Here is a 13885-nt window from a genome sequence, read left to right on the forward strand (position 1 = left end):
TCGGGGGCGGCGTGACGGCGTCGCGCGGTGGGGTGGACCACACCACTGGGCCGACATGACGTACATTACACACTCTATAGACTACTGTCTATCAGGATGGGAGGTCATCGTGACCGAATGGGAGACCGACGGCGACGACACGTCCGAGCCCGGTGTGATCAACCGCGAGACGCTGGTCGAGCGGTTGGCCGTCGTTCGGCACGCGAGCGCGCGCGCCGACACCTTCGTCGGACATCCGGTGCGCGGCTTCGCGCAACGCACGTTCGGTGGGCACCTGGTGGCGCAGGCGATGCTCGCCGCGGCCGAGACGGTCGAGACCTCCGATCGGGTCGTGAATTCGCTGCACTGCTCGTTCCTTCGTATCGGGACGCACGCGCACCCGCTCGAGTACACGGTCTCCCGGATCAGGGACGGCCGGTCGTTCTCGGTGCGCGAGATCGCCATTCGTCAGGACGGGCGCGAACTGGCGCGCCTGTCGATCACGTTCTGCACGAGCGCGGCTCACGGCACCCCGTCATCGTCGACCGTGTCGCTCGACGTGCCCGCTCCGGACGCACTGGAACCGCTGCACCGCCGACGGGCTCTCGGTCTGCCCGCGGACGGCATCAAGCTGCCGGCACGGGAACACTGGTGGACCGCGTCGCGTCCGGTCGACATCCGTTACGTCGACGGGACCGACGACCGCACCTTCTGGTTCCGCACCGCCCCGGCCGAGGACGCACCGCAGAACGTGCACCGCGCGATGCTCGCCTTCGCCAGTGACCGGTCACTGCTGCCCGTCATCAGTCACGCTCGCGGCGACCTCGAGACTGCCCACCTCATGCGCACCGCCAGCGTGGACCACGCCCTGTGGTTCCATGCCGACGTGACAGCGGGGGAATGGTGTCTCTACGTCCAGGATTCACCGTTCCACACGGCTCGATCCGGTCTCGCCCGCGGCAGCATCCTCGGACGTGACGGCGAGCTCGTCGCCACCGTGATGCAACAGGGGCTGATCAACGACGACGGCCCCACTTCGACCACCCGAACCTGACGATCCACACCCGATACCCGGAGGACCTCATGCCCGACGCCGTCGTCTGCACCCCGCTGCGCACCCCCGTGGGCCGCTTCGGCGGAACGCTGAAGGACGTCACCGCCCCCACCCTCGCCACCACCGTCGTCGCCGAGATCCTCACCCGCACCGGCCTGTCCGGCACCGACATCGACGACGTCATCCTCGGCCAGGGCTCCCCCAACGGCGAAGCTCCCGCCATCGGCCGCGTCGCGGCCCTCGACGCCGGCCTCGGCATCGGCGTCCCCGGCCGCCAGGTGGACCGCCGCTGCGGCTCCGGACTGCAGGCGGTGCTCGACGCCGCCATGCAGGTGCAGTCCGGCGCGAGCGAGATCGTGCTCGCCGGCGGAGTGGAGTCGATGTCGCAGACCGAGTTCTACTCCACCGGGATGCGGTGGGGGGTCCGCGGCGACGCAGTCGCCCTGCACGACCGCCTCGCCCGCGCCCGAGTCACCGCCGGCGGCACCGCATTTCCTGTACCCGGCGGCATGATCGAGACCGCCGAGAACCTGCGCGCGCAGTACGGCATCTCCCGCACCGACCAGGATGCGCTGGCGGTGCAGTCGCACCGACGTGCCGTCGCGGCGCAGGAGAGCGGAGTCTTCGCCGAGGAGATCGTGCCCGTCACCGTGCCGAACCGCCGCGGAGACGTCGTCGTCGACCGGGACGAGCACCCCCGCGCCGACACCACCACCGAGTCCCTCGCCCGACTGCGCCCCCTCCGCGGCGCGATCGACCCCGAAGCGACGGTCACCGCCGGCAACGCCAGCGGCCAGAACGACGGCGCCGCCCTCTGCGTGGTCACCACCCCGGAGAAGGCCGCCGCCCTCGGGCTCGACCCGATGGTGCGCCTCGCGGGCTGGGCGGTGTCCGGTGTCGCCCCCGCCACGATGGGGATCGGACCGGTGTCCGCCACCGCCGCCGTTCTGGGCCGCCTGGGTCTGACCCTCGCCGACATGGACGTGGTCGAGCTGAACGAGGCCTTCGCCGCGCAGGTGCTCGCCGTCCTGCGCGAGTGGGAGATCGATGCCGACGACCCGCGGCTCAATCGCCACGGGTCGGGCATCTCCCTCGGACACCCCGTCGGTGCGACGGGAGCCCGCATTCTCACCACGCTGGCGCGGGAGATGGTCCGCACCGACGCACGCTACGGTCTCGAGACCATGTGCATCGGCGGCGGTCAGGGCCTCGCGGCGGTCTTCGAACGCGTCTGACCGGCCTACACTCTCTTCGTGCATCGCATTTTCACCACCCCGGTGTCCTCGGTCTATCCGCACTACGTCACCAAGGCGGAGCGCAAGGGGCGGACCAAGGCCGAGGTGGACGAGATCCTGCGCTGGCTCACGGGTTTCGACGACGCCGAACTGGCCCGTCACCTCGCGGAGGACACCACGTTCCTCGACTTCTTCGACGCGGCGCACCTCAACCCGAACGCGCCGCTGATCACGGGGTCCGTGTGCGGGGTGCGCGTGGAGAACGTCGAGGACCCCCTCATGCAGAACATCCGCCGGCTGGACAAGCTGATCGACGAGCTGGCCAAGGGCCGTCCGATGGAGAAAATTCTGCGGACTTGATTCGGCGGCACCGGGCGGCACCTGCCTGGATGCACACGACTCGGCCCGATCGACGGATACCCGCCGATCGGGCCGACCTGTGTGCGCTGGGGCAGGTCGATCCAAGGAGCGTCGCCGCGTGTCGTCCGGGTTACGCGAGTGAGCACAACGAAACACAGTGGTGTTCCAGCGATGACCAACCGGACACGCGCCGAGCGTGTACTCGATGTCGAAGGCGCACCACAGGTTTCGGTCCCGCGCCTTCCACGACTCCGGGAGGCACGCCATGGCCGCGTTCGATCAGACCATCCTCGACAACATGTCCGCCTCGCTGGCGGAGATCCCGCACCCGTCGTTGCCCAAGGGCAGCACCATCTACGGCGGCACCAAGATCTTCCCGGACTACAAGGCGGAGAACGGCGAGTCCTACTTCACCCTGGTGCACGGTATCGCGCACGAGTCGTCCGTCAGTTTCGTCGCCGTCCTCCAAGCCACCCGCGCGCTGCGGAAGGGCTACGAGTCGGCGATGTACTTCTACGGTCCCGGTGCGATCAACTGCCTCGCGACGCGCGGGTTCCCCACCACCGGAGATTCCGGCTTCCCCGGCGAGCAGAACATCAACGACGCGCTGGCGACGTTCATCTCCGAGGGTGGCACCGTTTTCTGCTGCCGCTTCGGGCTCGCGCTGCACGGTGGCCGCGAGGAGGACCTCATCGAGGGTGTCGTGCCCGCGCATCCGTTGGACGTGCAGGACGCGCTGATCCACTACGCACGCAAGGGCGCGATCATCAACTCCACGTACATGGTCTGAGGGGGCGAGACCCGTGTCCGACGCCACCGTACGAACGAGGAACCACCGGGTGGACCTCGCGCTGCTCGGCATCAGGGGCACGCCTCCGGTGCGACGGACGGCCGGGGCGGGCCCGAGCGACGACGGTCATCTGAGCATCGAGGGACTGGGTGCCGCGTTGCCCCGCAATCCAGCGAGTCCCTATGTGCTGGAGGGGGATCGGGTCCTCTTCGACGGCGACGACATCGGTCTCGACGTCGCCGCCATCGCGCGGCCGGCGTTCTACGACCTCACCACCGACGAGGGTGTGCCCTACGAGAAGCTCGCCAAGCTGCACGGCATCGGCGTTCTCGCGAGCACCGTGGTGCAGACCTGCATCCGCTACGACGAGTCGCAGCGCTGCCGCTTCTGCTCGATCGAGGAGTCGCTCCGCTCCGGGGCCACCGTCGCGGTGAAGAAGCCTGCGGACCTGGCCGCGGTCGCCGAGGCCGCCGTGCGTCTGGACGGCATCACGCAGATGGTCCTCACCACGGGGACGTCGGCCGGGCGCGACCGCGGCGCGCTGCACCTGGCCCGGTGCGTACGCGCGGTGCGCGCCGCGGTGCCGGACCTGCCGATCCAGGTGCAGTGCGAACCTCCGGGCGACCTCGCGACCATCCAGGAGCTGTACGACGCGGGTGCGCGGTCGATCGGCATTCACGTCGAGTCGCTCGACGACGACGTGCGTCGCCGCTGGATGCCGGGCAAGGCGTCGGTGTCCCTCGCCGAGTACCGCGCGGCCTGGGTCGAGGCGGTGCGGGTGTTCGGCCGCAACCAAGTGTCGACCTATCTGCTGGTGGGGCTGGGTGAGAACCCCGACGAGGTGGTCGCGGGTGCCCGCGAGCTGATCGAGATGGGGGTCTACCCGTTCGTCGTGCCGTTCCGGCCGCATCCCGGCACGCTGGCGGTCGACGTGGACGGGGCCGGCGCACCGTCCGCCGAGCTGCTCACCGACGTCAGCGTCCGCGTCGCCGCTGCGCTGACCGAGGCCGGAATGCTCGGTGCCGATCAGCAAGCGGGGTGCGCCGCCTGCGGCGCGTGCTCGGTCCTGCAGACGATGGGCGGCTGAGATGACCGTCGACCTGTCCGTTCTCACCGGGCCACCCGCGACGCCCACCGCACCGTTCCTGGTGCGGCAGGCGGACTCCGTCGCCGACCTGGCCGCGTACCGGTCGCTGCGCCGACAGGCGTTCGTGGTCGAGCAGGGGCTGTTCGACGGGACCGACCTCGACGAGGTGGACGACGATCCCCGCACGGTGGTCCTGGTGGCCACCGCTCCCGACGGCACGGTCCTCGGCGGCGTGCGTGTCGCACCCCGAACGGAACCCGATTCCGGCTGGTGGGCGGGGAGCCGGCTCGTCGTCGCGCGGGGGAGTCGTCGCGGCACCGTGGGTCCGGCCCTCGTGCGAGCCGCGTGCGCGTTCGTGGAGACGGCGGGCGTGCTGCGGTTCGACGCGGTGGTGCAGGCACGACACGCGGAGATGTTCGCGTCGATCGGCTGGATCACGACGGAACGGACCGCGGTGAACGGCACGCCCCACGTGGTGATGCGGTGGCCGATCGGTGCGGTGCAGCGTCTGGTCGACTCGACCAAAGCCGTGCTCGCCGCCGCACTCGCGCCGTTCGCCGACGCGCGGATGGGGCTGGGCGGCAGCGGGTTCCGCGGCGACGACGGCGCTCCCGTTCCCGGCTCCGACCTCGTCGCCGCGTGCGATGCCATCGTCCCGTCGATGGTCGAACGCGATCCGGAGTGGGCGGGATGGTGCGCCGCCCTGGTGAACGTCAACGACCTGTCGGCGATGGGGGCCGCTCCGGTCGGCCTGCTCGATGCGGTCGGCGCGCCCACGGCGTCGCACCTCGCCCGCGTCGTGCGCGGTCTGGCCCGGGCGTCGCAGGTCTGGGGCGTTCCGGTGCTCGGTGGCCACACGCAGGTCGGGGTCCCGGCGGCCCTGTCCGTGACGGCACTCGGACGGACGCCGTCGCCGGTGCCCGCGGGCGGCGGACGGGTGGGTGACCACCTGCGTCTCACCGTCGATCTCGGCGGTGGCTGGCGCCCCGGATACACCGGAACGCAATGGGATTCGACCTCGACCCGCTCGTCGGACGAGTTGCGCGCGATGGGTTCGTTCGTGGCGCGGGCCGCGCCACATGCGGCGAAGGACGTGAGTATGGCGGGCCTCGCCGGCACCGCGGGCATGCTCGCCGAGGCGTCGGGCACCGGCGTCGAACTCGACGTGACCGCGATACCGCGACCCGACGGCGTCGACACGGGTCGGTGGCTCACCTGCTTCCCCGGCTTCGCCATGATCACGGCCGACCGCCCGGGACACACCGTCCCGGACGCGGGCCCGGCCACGACCGCCGTCTGCGGACGGCTCACCTCCACTCCGGGCGTCACCTTGCGGTGGCCCGACGGAGTGACCACCACTGCGGTCGAGTCCGCAGTCACAGGATTGGGACGAGCATGATCACGATTTCCGTAGCGGCGCAACGGTTCGGTCGCGACATGGAGGAATCCTTCGCCACCATCGGGCGCCTGATCGACGAGGCGCGCCGCCGAGACACGTCGTTGCTGGTGCTCCCGGAGGCATGTCTCGGGGGCTACCTGCCGAGTCTCGGCGGCGGCGACGAGTCCGAGGAGACCCGACAGCGCCGACTCCGCAACCTGCCGCCGGCGCTGGACCTCGACGGTCCCGAGATCGCTCGTGTGGCGGCGATGGCGGGCGGCATGGTGGTGACCTTCGGATTCTGCGAGGCGGACGGAGCGGACCGCTACAACGCGGCCGTGACGGTCCACGGGGACGGCGTGCTGGGCTCGTACCGCAAGGTGCACCAGCCGCTCGGGGAGAACCTCTGCTACGCAGCAGGTTCCGAGTACCGGGCGTTCGACACCCCGGTCGGTCGGATGGGGATGCAGATCTGTTACGACAAGGCTTTCCCGGAGGCCGCGCGTGAGCTCGCGCTCGACGGCGCCGAGATCATCACCTCCCTCTCGGCCTGGCCGACGTCCCGAACGGGGCGCGCCGAGAACATGGCCGACGACCGGTGGACTCACCGCTTCGACATCTATGACCGGGCCCGCGCGCTCGAGAACCAGGTGGTGTGGGTGGCGTCGAACCAGGCCGGATCCTTCGGCTCGCTCGACTTCGTCTGCAGCGCCAAGATCGTCGGACCGGGCGGTGAGGTCCTGGCGGGGACCGGGGTGCGCCCCGGTCTCGCGACGGCCACCCTCGACGTCCGAGACGCCATCGCGGCGGCACGCGGCGGAGGCATGTACAACCTGCGCGACCGGCGACCGTCGGTGTACGGCACGTTGGTCGACGACGACAGCATGTCGCGCGTGGATCGGGTGATGAGCCGTGCCTGAGATGACCTTCACCGTGCAATGGCCCGACGGACGTCGACGGCGGTATTACTCGCCGTCCCTCGTGATCACCGAGCACCTCACCGTCGGTGCTCGATACGAAGTCGGGGACTTCCTCGACCGCAGCGCGGCCGCATTGACCGAGGCGAGCGACCGCGTGCAGGCGAAGTACGGGTTCCCGTGCTCCTCGGCGGCCGCGAGCCTGCGCGACATCCGGACCGCCGCCGCTGGGACGTCGGGCTCCGTCGAGGTTCTCGCGTTCGAGGGTGCTGTGTCCGAGAGTGCAGGGGGTGGGCGATGACCGAGCATCACACCGCCGTCGTGATCGGCGCGGGCCAAGCCGGACTCTCCATGAGTTGGCACCTGACGCAGCGGGGCGTCGACCACGTGGTCCTCGAGCGGGACACCACCGCGCACGAGTGGATCGACGGCCGCTGGGACAACTTCACCCTGGTGACCCCGAACTGGCAGTGCGTCCTGCCCGGATACGCCTACGACGGGGACGATCCCGACGGGTTCATGACACGGGACCTGGTGTACGACTTCGTCCGTCGCTACGCCGACTCGTTCGACGCGCCGGTGCGCGAGCACGTGGCGGTCCACTCGCTACGGCAGCGACTCGGCGGCGGCTACCACCTCGAGACGTCGGCCGGGGCGATGACCGCCGATCAGGTGGTGGTGGCCGTCGGCGGCTACCACCTTCCGTCGATTCCCCGCCTGGCGGAACGCATCTCACCGGACGTCACGCAGATCCACTCGTCGCGGTATCGCAGCGGCGCCGCACTGCCGGACGGCGCCGTGCTGGTCGTCGGGACGGGGCAGTCGGGCGCCCAGATCGCCGAGGATCTGCATCTCGAGGGGCGGCAGGTCCATCTGGTCGCCGGATCCGCACCGCGCGTGGCACGGTTCTACCGCGGACGTGACTGCGTGGCGTGGTTGCAGGACATGGGCGTCTACGACGTCTCGATCGCCGACCATGCGGGCGGACTCGCCAAGCGCGAGAGCACCAACCACTACGTGACGGGGCGGGACGGCGGACGTGACATCGACCTGCGTGCGTTCGCACTCGAAGGGATGCGCCTTTACGGGCGGCTCACCGACGTCGACGCGGACGGTGTTCTTCGGTTCGCGCCGACCCTCGAGCAGTCGCTGGATGCGGCGGATGCCGTGGCCGACGGCATCAAGAACGACATCGACGCCTATGTCGCTGCGGCCGGCATCGACGCGCCCACCGAGCCGCGCTACACCCCGGTGTGGCGACCGGACGTCGAACCGACCGAGCTGGACCTCGCCGCCGCGGGCATCACGTCGGTGGTGTGGGCGGTCGGGTTCCGGCGCGACTATCGGTGGGTGAAGGTCGGAGTGTTCGACGGCGAGGGGCATCCCGCCCACGTCCGCGGTGTCACCGGTGCCGAGGGTCTCTGCTTCCTGGGTCTGCCGTGGCAGAACACCTGGGGTTCGGGACGTTTCGCGGCCATCGCCCGCGACGCGGAGTACCTCGCCGAACACCTGGCGTCGATCTCCTCCCGCGAGCCGGCCGGAGTCTGAGGCGCACCGTGGTCACGACGCGCGTCGGGGCGCTCGCCGGGCACTTCGGACGGGACGTCGACCGATGTGTCGACAAGGTCGTGGGGATCATCGAGGACGGTCACCGCCGCGGGGTCGATCTGATCGTGTTCCCCGACGCGTGCCTCGGCGGTTATCTCGGCGACCTGACCGACCCCGACGTGGACGACCTGCCCCCGGCGCTGGACCCCCGCGGCCCCGAACTGACGCGGATCGTCGGGGCCGCCGGCGGCATGACCGTCTGCCTCGGCTACACGGAGTGTGCCGTCGGCGAGCGCTACAACGCGGCGGTCTGTCTCACCGGTGACGGGATCCTCGGCTCGCACCGCAAGGTGCATCGGCCCGCCGGGGAGCATCTGGCCTATGCGGCGGGGGAGTCGTTCTCCGCCTTCGACACTCCCGTCGGGCGCATGGGGCTGCTCATCGACTACGACAAGACGTTCCCGGAGGCCGCCCGCACCCTTGCCCTCGACGGTGCCCGCGTGATCGCGGCACTGTCCGCGTGGCCCGCCAGCGTCACCGACCGGGCGTCGAAGTTGGCGAACGACAGGCAGTCTCGCCTGTTCGACCTCTACGACGGAGCGCGGGCGGCGGAGAATCAAGTGGTGCTGCTGTCGTCCAACCACACCGGCGTCATGGGCTCGCTGCGGTTCCTGGGGCAGGCGAAGGTGGTCGGCCCCGGCGGCGAGGTGCTGTGCCGCACACGGGACAAGGGGGGTTTGGCGTGGTGCGACCTCGACATCGACGCGGAGGTCGAGCGGGCCCGCCGCACCTTGCACCATCTGTGCGAACGGCGTCCGGAAACTTATCGCTCCCACCACCGTGTCGACCAGGGGGACCCGTGCGCGTCGCACTCCTGACCTACTCCACCAAACCGCGCGGCGGCGTCGTGCATACCGTCGAACTGGCGGAGGCACTGGCCGCCGCCGGAGCCGACGTCACGCTGTGGTCGCTCGCACGTGGGGGCGACGAGGGCTTCTACCGTCCGATCGATCCCGCCGTCACAGTCCGGCTGGTGCCGTTCCCGCACCGTGAGGCCGAGTCGGTCGGTGACCGGATCCTGCGCTCGATCGCGTTGCTCGGCAGCGCGTTCGAGGCCGACTCGGCGGACATCGTCCACGCCCAGGACTGCATCTCGGCCAATGCTGTCGGGCGTTGCATCCGCACGATTCATCACCTCGAGACCTTCACCACGCCCGCCCTGGCCGCCTGTCACGAGAAGGCCATCGTGCAGCCCTACGCGCATCTCTGCGTGTCGCGGTCCGTCGCGGACGAGGTGGCCGCGGGCTGGGGCCTCGACCCGACCGTCATCCCGAACGGTGTCGACGCGGCGCGATTCGCGACGGCGGACGGCGACGGGTGGCGGGCTCGCTTGGGTCGGTACGTCCTCGCGGTGGGCGGGATCGAACCGCGGAAGGGCAGCCTCGACCTGCTCGAGGCGTATGCGGTGCTGCGCGAGCGGCGTCCCGACGTGCGGTTGGTCTTCGCCGGGGGTGAGACCTTGTTCGATTACCGCGACTACCGCGCGCGGTTCGACGCGCGACTCGCCGAGCTGGGCGGGACGCCGCCGGTGGTCCTGGGCACCGTCGACCACGACGTGCTCCCGTCCGTCGTGGCCGGCGCCGCGGCGTTCGCGTTCCTCTCGACCAAGGAGGGGTTCGGGTTGGCCGCGATGGAGGCGCTGGCGGCGTCGGTCCCCGTGGTGGTCCGCGACCTGCCGGTTTTCCGGGAGGTGTTCGGGCACGCCGTGCGTTACGGGGGATCCACCGAGGCGACAGCCGACGCCCTGGAGTCGGCGATGGACTCGGATTCACTGGCGGCCGCGGGGCGTGCGCTCGCGGGGTCGCTCACCTGGGCCGACGCCGCCGCCCGGCACCTCGAGTTCTACGAGCGCGTGGGGTGATGGGCCGGGGTGCTGGGCCCCGCGGGCATGCCCTGGTGCACACAGGTCGCACCCGATCGGCGGGATCCCGTCGATCGGGGCGACTCGTGTGCACTGAGGCAGGTCGGTCAGGTGGTGACGCGCAGCCGCGTCTCGAACTCCCGCTCGAGGTCGCGCCAGGACTCGGCCTCGGCGTCGAACGGCGGGCTCGGCGCCATCCGGCCGGGCGTCGGCTCGAGAATCCCCGACACCAGCCAACCCAGCGGGGTGGAGGGTGCGAGCGCCTCCTCGACCGACGAGTCACCGGCGAAATCCGCTGCGTCGGTGAACAATTCGACGGCGAGGTCGAGCTGGTCGACGTCCACGGCCTCGGGTCCGCGGGCGAGATCGTCGGCGATCCCGGGCAGGACGTAGACGTTCTCGTCGGTCACCACCACGTCGAGGGAGCCGTCGACGGCGGCGGTCCGCACGTCGTCGTACGTCTCGAGGGAGGCGAGGTCGTGCTCGTGGTCGTCGGCGAGGTAGCGCGCGAGAGCCCGCTCACTGGTGAAGACGAGAACGGCGCCGGACCGTCCGAGGAACACCGGCTCGTCGTCGAGGTAGCACCGCAGGGTGTAGTACGTGTTCTCGCCGGTGATGATCCGGATCGGATCGATCCCGACGGACGCCCAGAAGTCGTCCTCGTCGTCCTCGTCGTCCTCGTCGGTGTCGTCGTCCTCGGTCCCGGCCGCGGCGACTCCACCCACGGCGGGCACCGCTGCGGCGTCGGTGCGGGGCTCGACGTCGAGGTCGGGGTCGTCGATCTCGTCCGGGTCCTCCGCATCCACCACGTTCTCGGCGGCGGCCGTGATCTCGGCGTCCGCATCGGCCACCGCGGCGTCGTCGACCTGCGGGGTGACCAACACCGTGTCGATCGCGTCGAGCACGTCGTCCCACCCGTCGGCCAGCGCGGTTCCGATGCGGTTCCACAGCTGCTTGCCCTCGCGCCCGACGAAGGCGTCGGCGCCCCGGCCCAGCACCGCGAACAGATGGTTGGCCGAGAAGTACCGCGTGACCGTGTCGAGTTCGCAGACCTCGCCGAGCGTGCGCGCCATGCCGAGGGAGCGGGCGAGCTCGACGACGACGTCCTCGGTGGGCTCCTCCGCCGCGAGTTCCGGTACTCCGATGAGGTCGTATACGTGATCGTCGTCGGGCTCGATGTGTTCGGCGGACAGGGCCCGCACGGTGCGCCACTGCGGATGATCGACCAGATCGTTGTCGTCGTCGGCACGGACGAACGCCGCGAGGTGGGCGACCGACGGGAAGGCGAACAACGCGTCGTCGCGGCCGAGGAAGGCCTCCCACTCCTCGCCGTCCTCGCGCCATTCCGGCGCCCACAGGGTGACCAGGTCGCCGGCGGTGACTCCGAGCTCGATCGGGACGATGTCCTGTGCCATGCGCGCGAGCCTATCTCAGCGGCAGGGAAGCAGGAGGTCGTGCATCACGGGCTCACTCTGTCGGCCGGTAGAAACCGTGAAAGGCCATGCCCGAGTTGGTGGTTCGGACCGGTGACACCGACACCGGATCACCCGCCTCGACCAGTTGACCGTTGCCGACCACCATCGCGACGTGGCCGTCCCACACCGCGAGATCCCCCGGCATCAGATTCTCCACCGACACCGGGCTGCCGACCGACTGGTCGGCGGCGAGACGGGGAATGTCCACGCCGGCCTGGCCGTACGCGCTCTGCGTCAGTCCGCTGCAGTCCAATCCCTGGCCGGGAGTGGTGCCGCCCCAGACGTACGGGGTGCCCTGCTGCGCGAGGGCGAAGCGGACGGCGTCGGCTGCCTGCGCGTTGGGCGCCAGGGCGGTGGATCCGTCCGGGAGCACCACCTCGCGGCCGGTCCCGCCCGCGGCGGGGTCGTAGAACCGGTGGTTGGACGCCGACTCGGCGGGCCCGGTGTCCGGGACGGCCGGATGCGGTTCGAGCGCGCTGCGCAGGAACCGCTCGGCGTCCGTGACGACCGACGAGGCTCCCGGAACCGACGGCACGACCGGCGGGATCAGAGCCGACACCTCGGCGCCCAGCGCGTCCAGTTCGGCCCGCACCCGCGCCGCGACGGCCCCCGCCTTCGTCACGGCCGACTGCGCCAGTGCCGCCAGTGCCGCGGCACCGGCCGGAGTCACGGCGGTCGGCAGCAGCGGCGCCGCGGCGGCGACGAACGAGGCCGCGATCGCCTCCACCTCCGCGGTTCCTCGTGCCACCACCTCGCAGGCCCGTCCGGCGAGCGCCCCCAACGCCTCGGACTCCCGCGCCAAGGCCGTCGCCGCCTCGGCGGCCCGACCGCACATCTCGCCCACCGCGGTCGCGGCGGCGCCGGACCACCGGGAGTCGTCGACGGTGCCCCGCAGCGCGGACCCGACGGCCTCGATGGTGGTCGATCCGGCCGCCAACACGGAGTCCACCGACCCCGGCGGCAGGACCCCGCGCCCCAGGGTGTCGAGAACGTCCTGGATCGGGGCGAGCAAAGCGCTGGGGTTCGGCACCGTCAGCGTCACGGTGATCGTGTCCGGGGCGGGGGCAACCGGATCGGTGACCGCCTTCATCCGCGCAGGTCCGCGGCGGTGGCGTCGTCACCCTCGCGGTACGTCCGCGATGCCGAGAGCACCGACGTCCCGACCGTGTCGACGACGTCGGCGAGCGAGCCGAGGGCGGCGCAGTGGCGTTCGACGGCCGCACCGAAGAGGGCGGCGAAGGCGCCCCCGATCGGCCCCAGGGCGGGACCGACGACGGCGGCCGCGCGCCCGGCGGCGGCCGCGTCCGAGACCACGGCGGCGGTGCCGTGCAGCGAGGTGGCCAGGGTCGGCAGGTACTCCGGGTCGACGTGCACGTCGGGGGTGGTCATGGCGGTGTCCTCTCGCGAGCGGCCGCGGCACCGGGGTGGGCCCGGCACCGTTCTCCGTGTGTTGGACGCCGCGCCCCCGGTTCCGGTTCCGCCCTCTAGGGTCGACGACGTGAACACCACGCCCGGTATGGAGACGATCGTCCTCGACCACCCCCTCGCGTCCGCGCTGCTGACCCAGATGCGTGACCGCTCCACCGACAACCCGGCCTTCCGGTCGGCGCTGCGCCAGCTGACCCAGATGCTGGTGTACGAGGCGCTGCGCGGCGCGCCGTTGGTGGAATTCGACGTGGACACCCCCGTCGCCACGACGACGGGCTACCGGCTGGCCTCGCCGCCGCTCCTCGTGCCGGTGCTGCGCGCCGGACTGGGCATGGTGGAGAAGGCGAGCTCGCTCATCCCGCAGTCGCGGGTGGGCTTCGTGGGCATCGCCCGCGACGAGAAGACGCACCAGCCCACGCCGTACATGGAGTCGCTGCCCGACGATCTGGCCGGCTACCCGGTCTACGTCCTCGACCCGATGCTGGCCACCGGCGGGTCGATGGTGCACACCATCGAACTGCTCGTCCAACGCGGCGCCGACGACGTCACCGCCATCTGCGTCGTCGCGGCACCCGAGGGCGTCGAGACGCTGGGCGCGGCGGGGTTGCCCGTCCGGCTGATCGCGGCCGCCGTCGACGAGGGCCTGAACGAGAACGCCTACATCGTCCCGGGCCTCGGCGACGCCGGCGATCGCCAGTTCGGGCCGCGCTGAC

15 protein-coding genes are annotated in these 13885 nt (G+C 71.1%); 12 read left to right on the forward strand and 3 right to left on the reverse strand.

Going from position 1 to position 13885, the window contains the following annotated elements; all coding sequences use genetic code 11:
* The first annotated feature begins 109 nt into the window (after positions 1–109).
* The 11 genes from HQ603_RS03570 (at position 110) to HQ603_RS03620 (ending at position 10269) form a co-directional block, all read left to right on the forward strand.
* Positions 110–1033, forward strand: coding sequence for an acyl-CoA thioesterase (locus HQ603_RS03570; protein WP_308126345.1), 924 nt, complete (start codon positions 110–112; stop codon positions 1031–1033).
* A gap of 29 nt (positions 1034–1062) precedes the next feature.
* Entirely contained in the window at positions 1063–2268 is a 1206-nt protein-coding gene (locus HQ603_RS03575) for an acetyl-CoA C-acetyltransferase (RefSeq protein ID WP_222682928.1), read from the forward strand.
* Positions 2269–2286: 18 nt separating this feature from the next.
* The gene (locus tag HQ603_RS03580) at positions 2287–2628 is read left to right on the forward strand and encodes a DUF2200 domain-containing protein (RefSeq protein ID WP_214504325.1); all 342 of its coding nucleotides are present in this window, start codon (positions 2287–2289) and stop codon (positions 2626–2628) included.
* A 265-nt stretch (positions 2629–2893) separates the two neighbouring features.
* A complete protein-coding gene (locus tag HQ603_RS03585) occupies positions 2894–3418 on the forward strand; it encodes an MSMEG_0572/Sll0783 family nitrogen starvation response protein (protein WP_068102031.1) in 525 nt (174 codons plus the stop codon).
* A 49-nt stretch (positions 3419–3467) separates the two neighbouring features.
* Complete coding sequence (locus HQ603_RS03590; protein ID WP_308126346.1) at positions 3468–4505, forward strand: MSMEG_0568 family radical SAM protein; 1038 nt, start codon at positions 3468–3470, stop codon at positions 4503–4505.
* 1 nt (position 4506) lies between these two features.
* Complete coding sequence (locus HQ603_RS03595; protein ID WP_222682930.1) at positions 4507–5904, forward strand: MSMEG_0567/sll0787 family protein; 1398 nt, start codon at positions 4507–4509, stop codon at positions 5902–5904.
* Positions 5901–6803 (forward strand): carbon-nitrogen hydrolase family protein, encoded by a 903-nt coding sequence (locus HQ603_RS03600; protein WP_222682931.1) that lies wholly within the window; start codon positions 5901–5903, stop codon positions 6801–6803. Before HQ603_RS03595 ends, HQ603_RS03600 begins: the two co-directional genes overlap by 4 nt.
* Before the next feature lies 1 nt (position 6804).
* Positions 6805–7101, forward strand: a complete 297-nt coding sequence (locus tag HQ603_RS03605) for an MSMEG_0570 family nitrogen starvation response protein (RefSeq protein ID WP_261773353.1) — start codon at positions 6805–6807, stop codon at positions 7099–7101.
* Positions 7098–8348, forward strand: coding sequence for an MSMEG_0569 family flavin-dependent oxidoreductase (locus tag HQ603_RS03610; protein WP_222682933.1), 1251 nt, complete (start codon positions 7098–7100; stop codon positions 8346–8348). The genes HQ603_RS03605 and HQ603_RS03610 overlap by 4 nt, the downstream gene beginning before the upstream one ends.
* 8 nt (positions 8349–8356) lie before the next feature.
* Positions 8357–9226 carry a carbon-nitrogen hydrolase family protein gene (locus tag HQ603_RS03615; protein ID WP_222682934.1) on the forward strand — a complete coding sequence of 290 codons (870 nt, stop codon included), beginning with the start codon at positions 8357–8359 and terminating at the stop codon, positions 9224–9226.
* Positions 9208–10269, forward strand: a complete 1062-nt coding sequence (locus tag HQ603_RS03620; protein ID WP_222682935.1) for an MSMEG_0565 family glycosyltransferase — start codon at positions 9208–9210, stop codon at positions 10267–10269. The genes HQ603_RS03615 and HQ603_RS03620 overlap by 19 nt, the downstream gene beginning before the upstream one ends.
* 107 nt (positions 10270–10376) lie before the next feature.
* On the opposite strand, the gene HQ603_RS03625 is transcribed toward HQ603_RS03620, so the two are convergent.
* The 3 genes from HQ603_RS03625 to HQ603_RS03635 are packed head-to-tail and all read right to left on the reverse strand — an operon-like array spanning position 10377 to position 13133.
* Positions 10377–11684, reverse strand: a complete 1308-nt coding sequence (locus HQ603_RS03625; RefSeq protein ID WP_222682936.1) for a primosomal protein — start codon at positions 11682–11684, stop codon at positions 10377–10379.
* A 52-nt stretch (positions 11685–11736) separates the two neighbouring features.
* Positions 11737–12834 carry a C40 family peptidase gene (locus HQ603_RS03630; protein WP_222682937.1) on the reverse strand — a complete coding sequence of 366 codons (1098 nt, stop codon included), beginning with the start codon at positions 12832–12834 and terminating at the stop codon, positions 11737–11739.
* Positions 12831–13133 (reverse strand): type VII secretion target, encoded by a 303-nt coding sequence (locus tag HQ603_RS03635; RefSeq protein ID WP_222682938.1) that lies wholly within the window; start codon positions 13131–13133, stop codon positions 12831–12833. The genes HQ603_RS03630 and HQ603_RS03635 overlap by 4 nt, the downstream gene beginning before the upstream one ends.
* A gap of 127 nt (positions 13134–13260) precedes the next feature.
* Between HQ603_RS03635 and upp the strand changes: the two genes are divergently transcribed.
* The gene (gene upp / locus HQ603_RS03640; protein ID WP_222683262.1) at positions 13261–13884 is read left to right on the forward strand and encodes a uracil phosphoribosyltransferase; all 624 of its coding nucleotides are present in this window, start codon (positions 13261–13263) and stop codon (positions 13882–13884) included.
* Position 13885: the final 1 nt, after the last annotated feature.

It is taken from the genome of Rhodococcoides corynebacterioides (assembly GCF_019834675.1).
Taxonomy (GTDB): Bacteria; Actinomycetota; Actinomycetes; order Mycobacteriales; family Mycobacteriaceae; genus Rhodococcoides; species Rhodococcoides corynebacterioides_A.

Bases quoted from the DNA above. Each gene is read 5' to 3' on its own strand.
- HQ603_RS03575 (WP_222682928.1), top strand. From the start codon at position 1,063: ATGCCCGACGCCGTCGTCTGCACCCCGCTGCGCACCCCCGTGGGCCGC.
- HQ603_RS03585 (WP_068102031.1), top strand. From the start codon at position 2,894: ATGGCCGCGTTCGATCAGACCATCCTCGACAACATGTCCGCCTCGCTG.
- HQ603_RS03595 (WP_222682930.1), top strand. From the start codon at position 4,507: ATGACCGTCGACCTGTCCGTTCTCACCGGGCCACCCGCGACGCCCACC.
- HQ603_RS03600 (WP_222682931.1), top strand. From the start codon at position 5,901: ATGATCACGATTTCCGTAGCGGCGCAACGGTTCGGTCGCGACATGGAG.
- HQ603_RS03605 (WP_261773353.1), top strand. From the start codon at position 6,805: ATGACCTTCACCGTGCAATGGCCCGACGGACGTCGACGGCGGTATTAC.
- HQ603_RS03610 (WP_222682933.1), top strand. From the start codon at position 7,098: ATGACCGAGCATCACACCGCCGTCGTGATCGGCGCGGGCCAAGCCGGA.
- HQ603_RS03625 (WP_222682936.1), bottom strand. From the start codon at position 11,684: ATGGCACAGGACATCGTCCCGATCGAGCTCGGAGTCACCGCCGGCGAC.
- HQ603_RS03630 (WP_222682937.1), bottom strand. From the start codon at position 12,834: ATGAAGGCGGTCACCGATCCGGTTGCCCCCGCCCCGGACACGATCACC.
- HQ603_RS03635 (WP_222682938.1), bottom strand. From the start codon at position 13,133: ATGACCACCCCCGACGTGCACGTCGACCCGGAGTACCTGCCGACCCTG.
- upp (WP_222683262.1), top strand. From the start codon at position 13,261: ATGGAGACGATCGTCCTCGACCACCCCCTCGCGTCCGCGCTGCTGACC.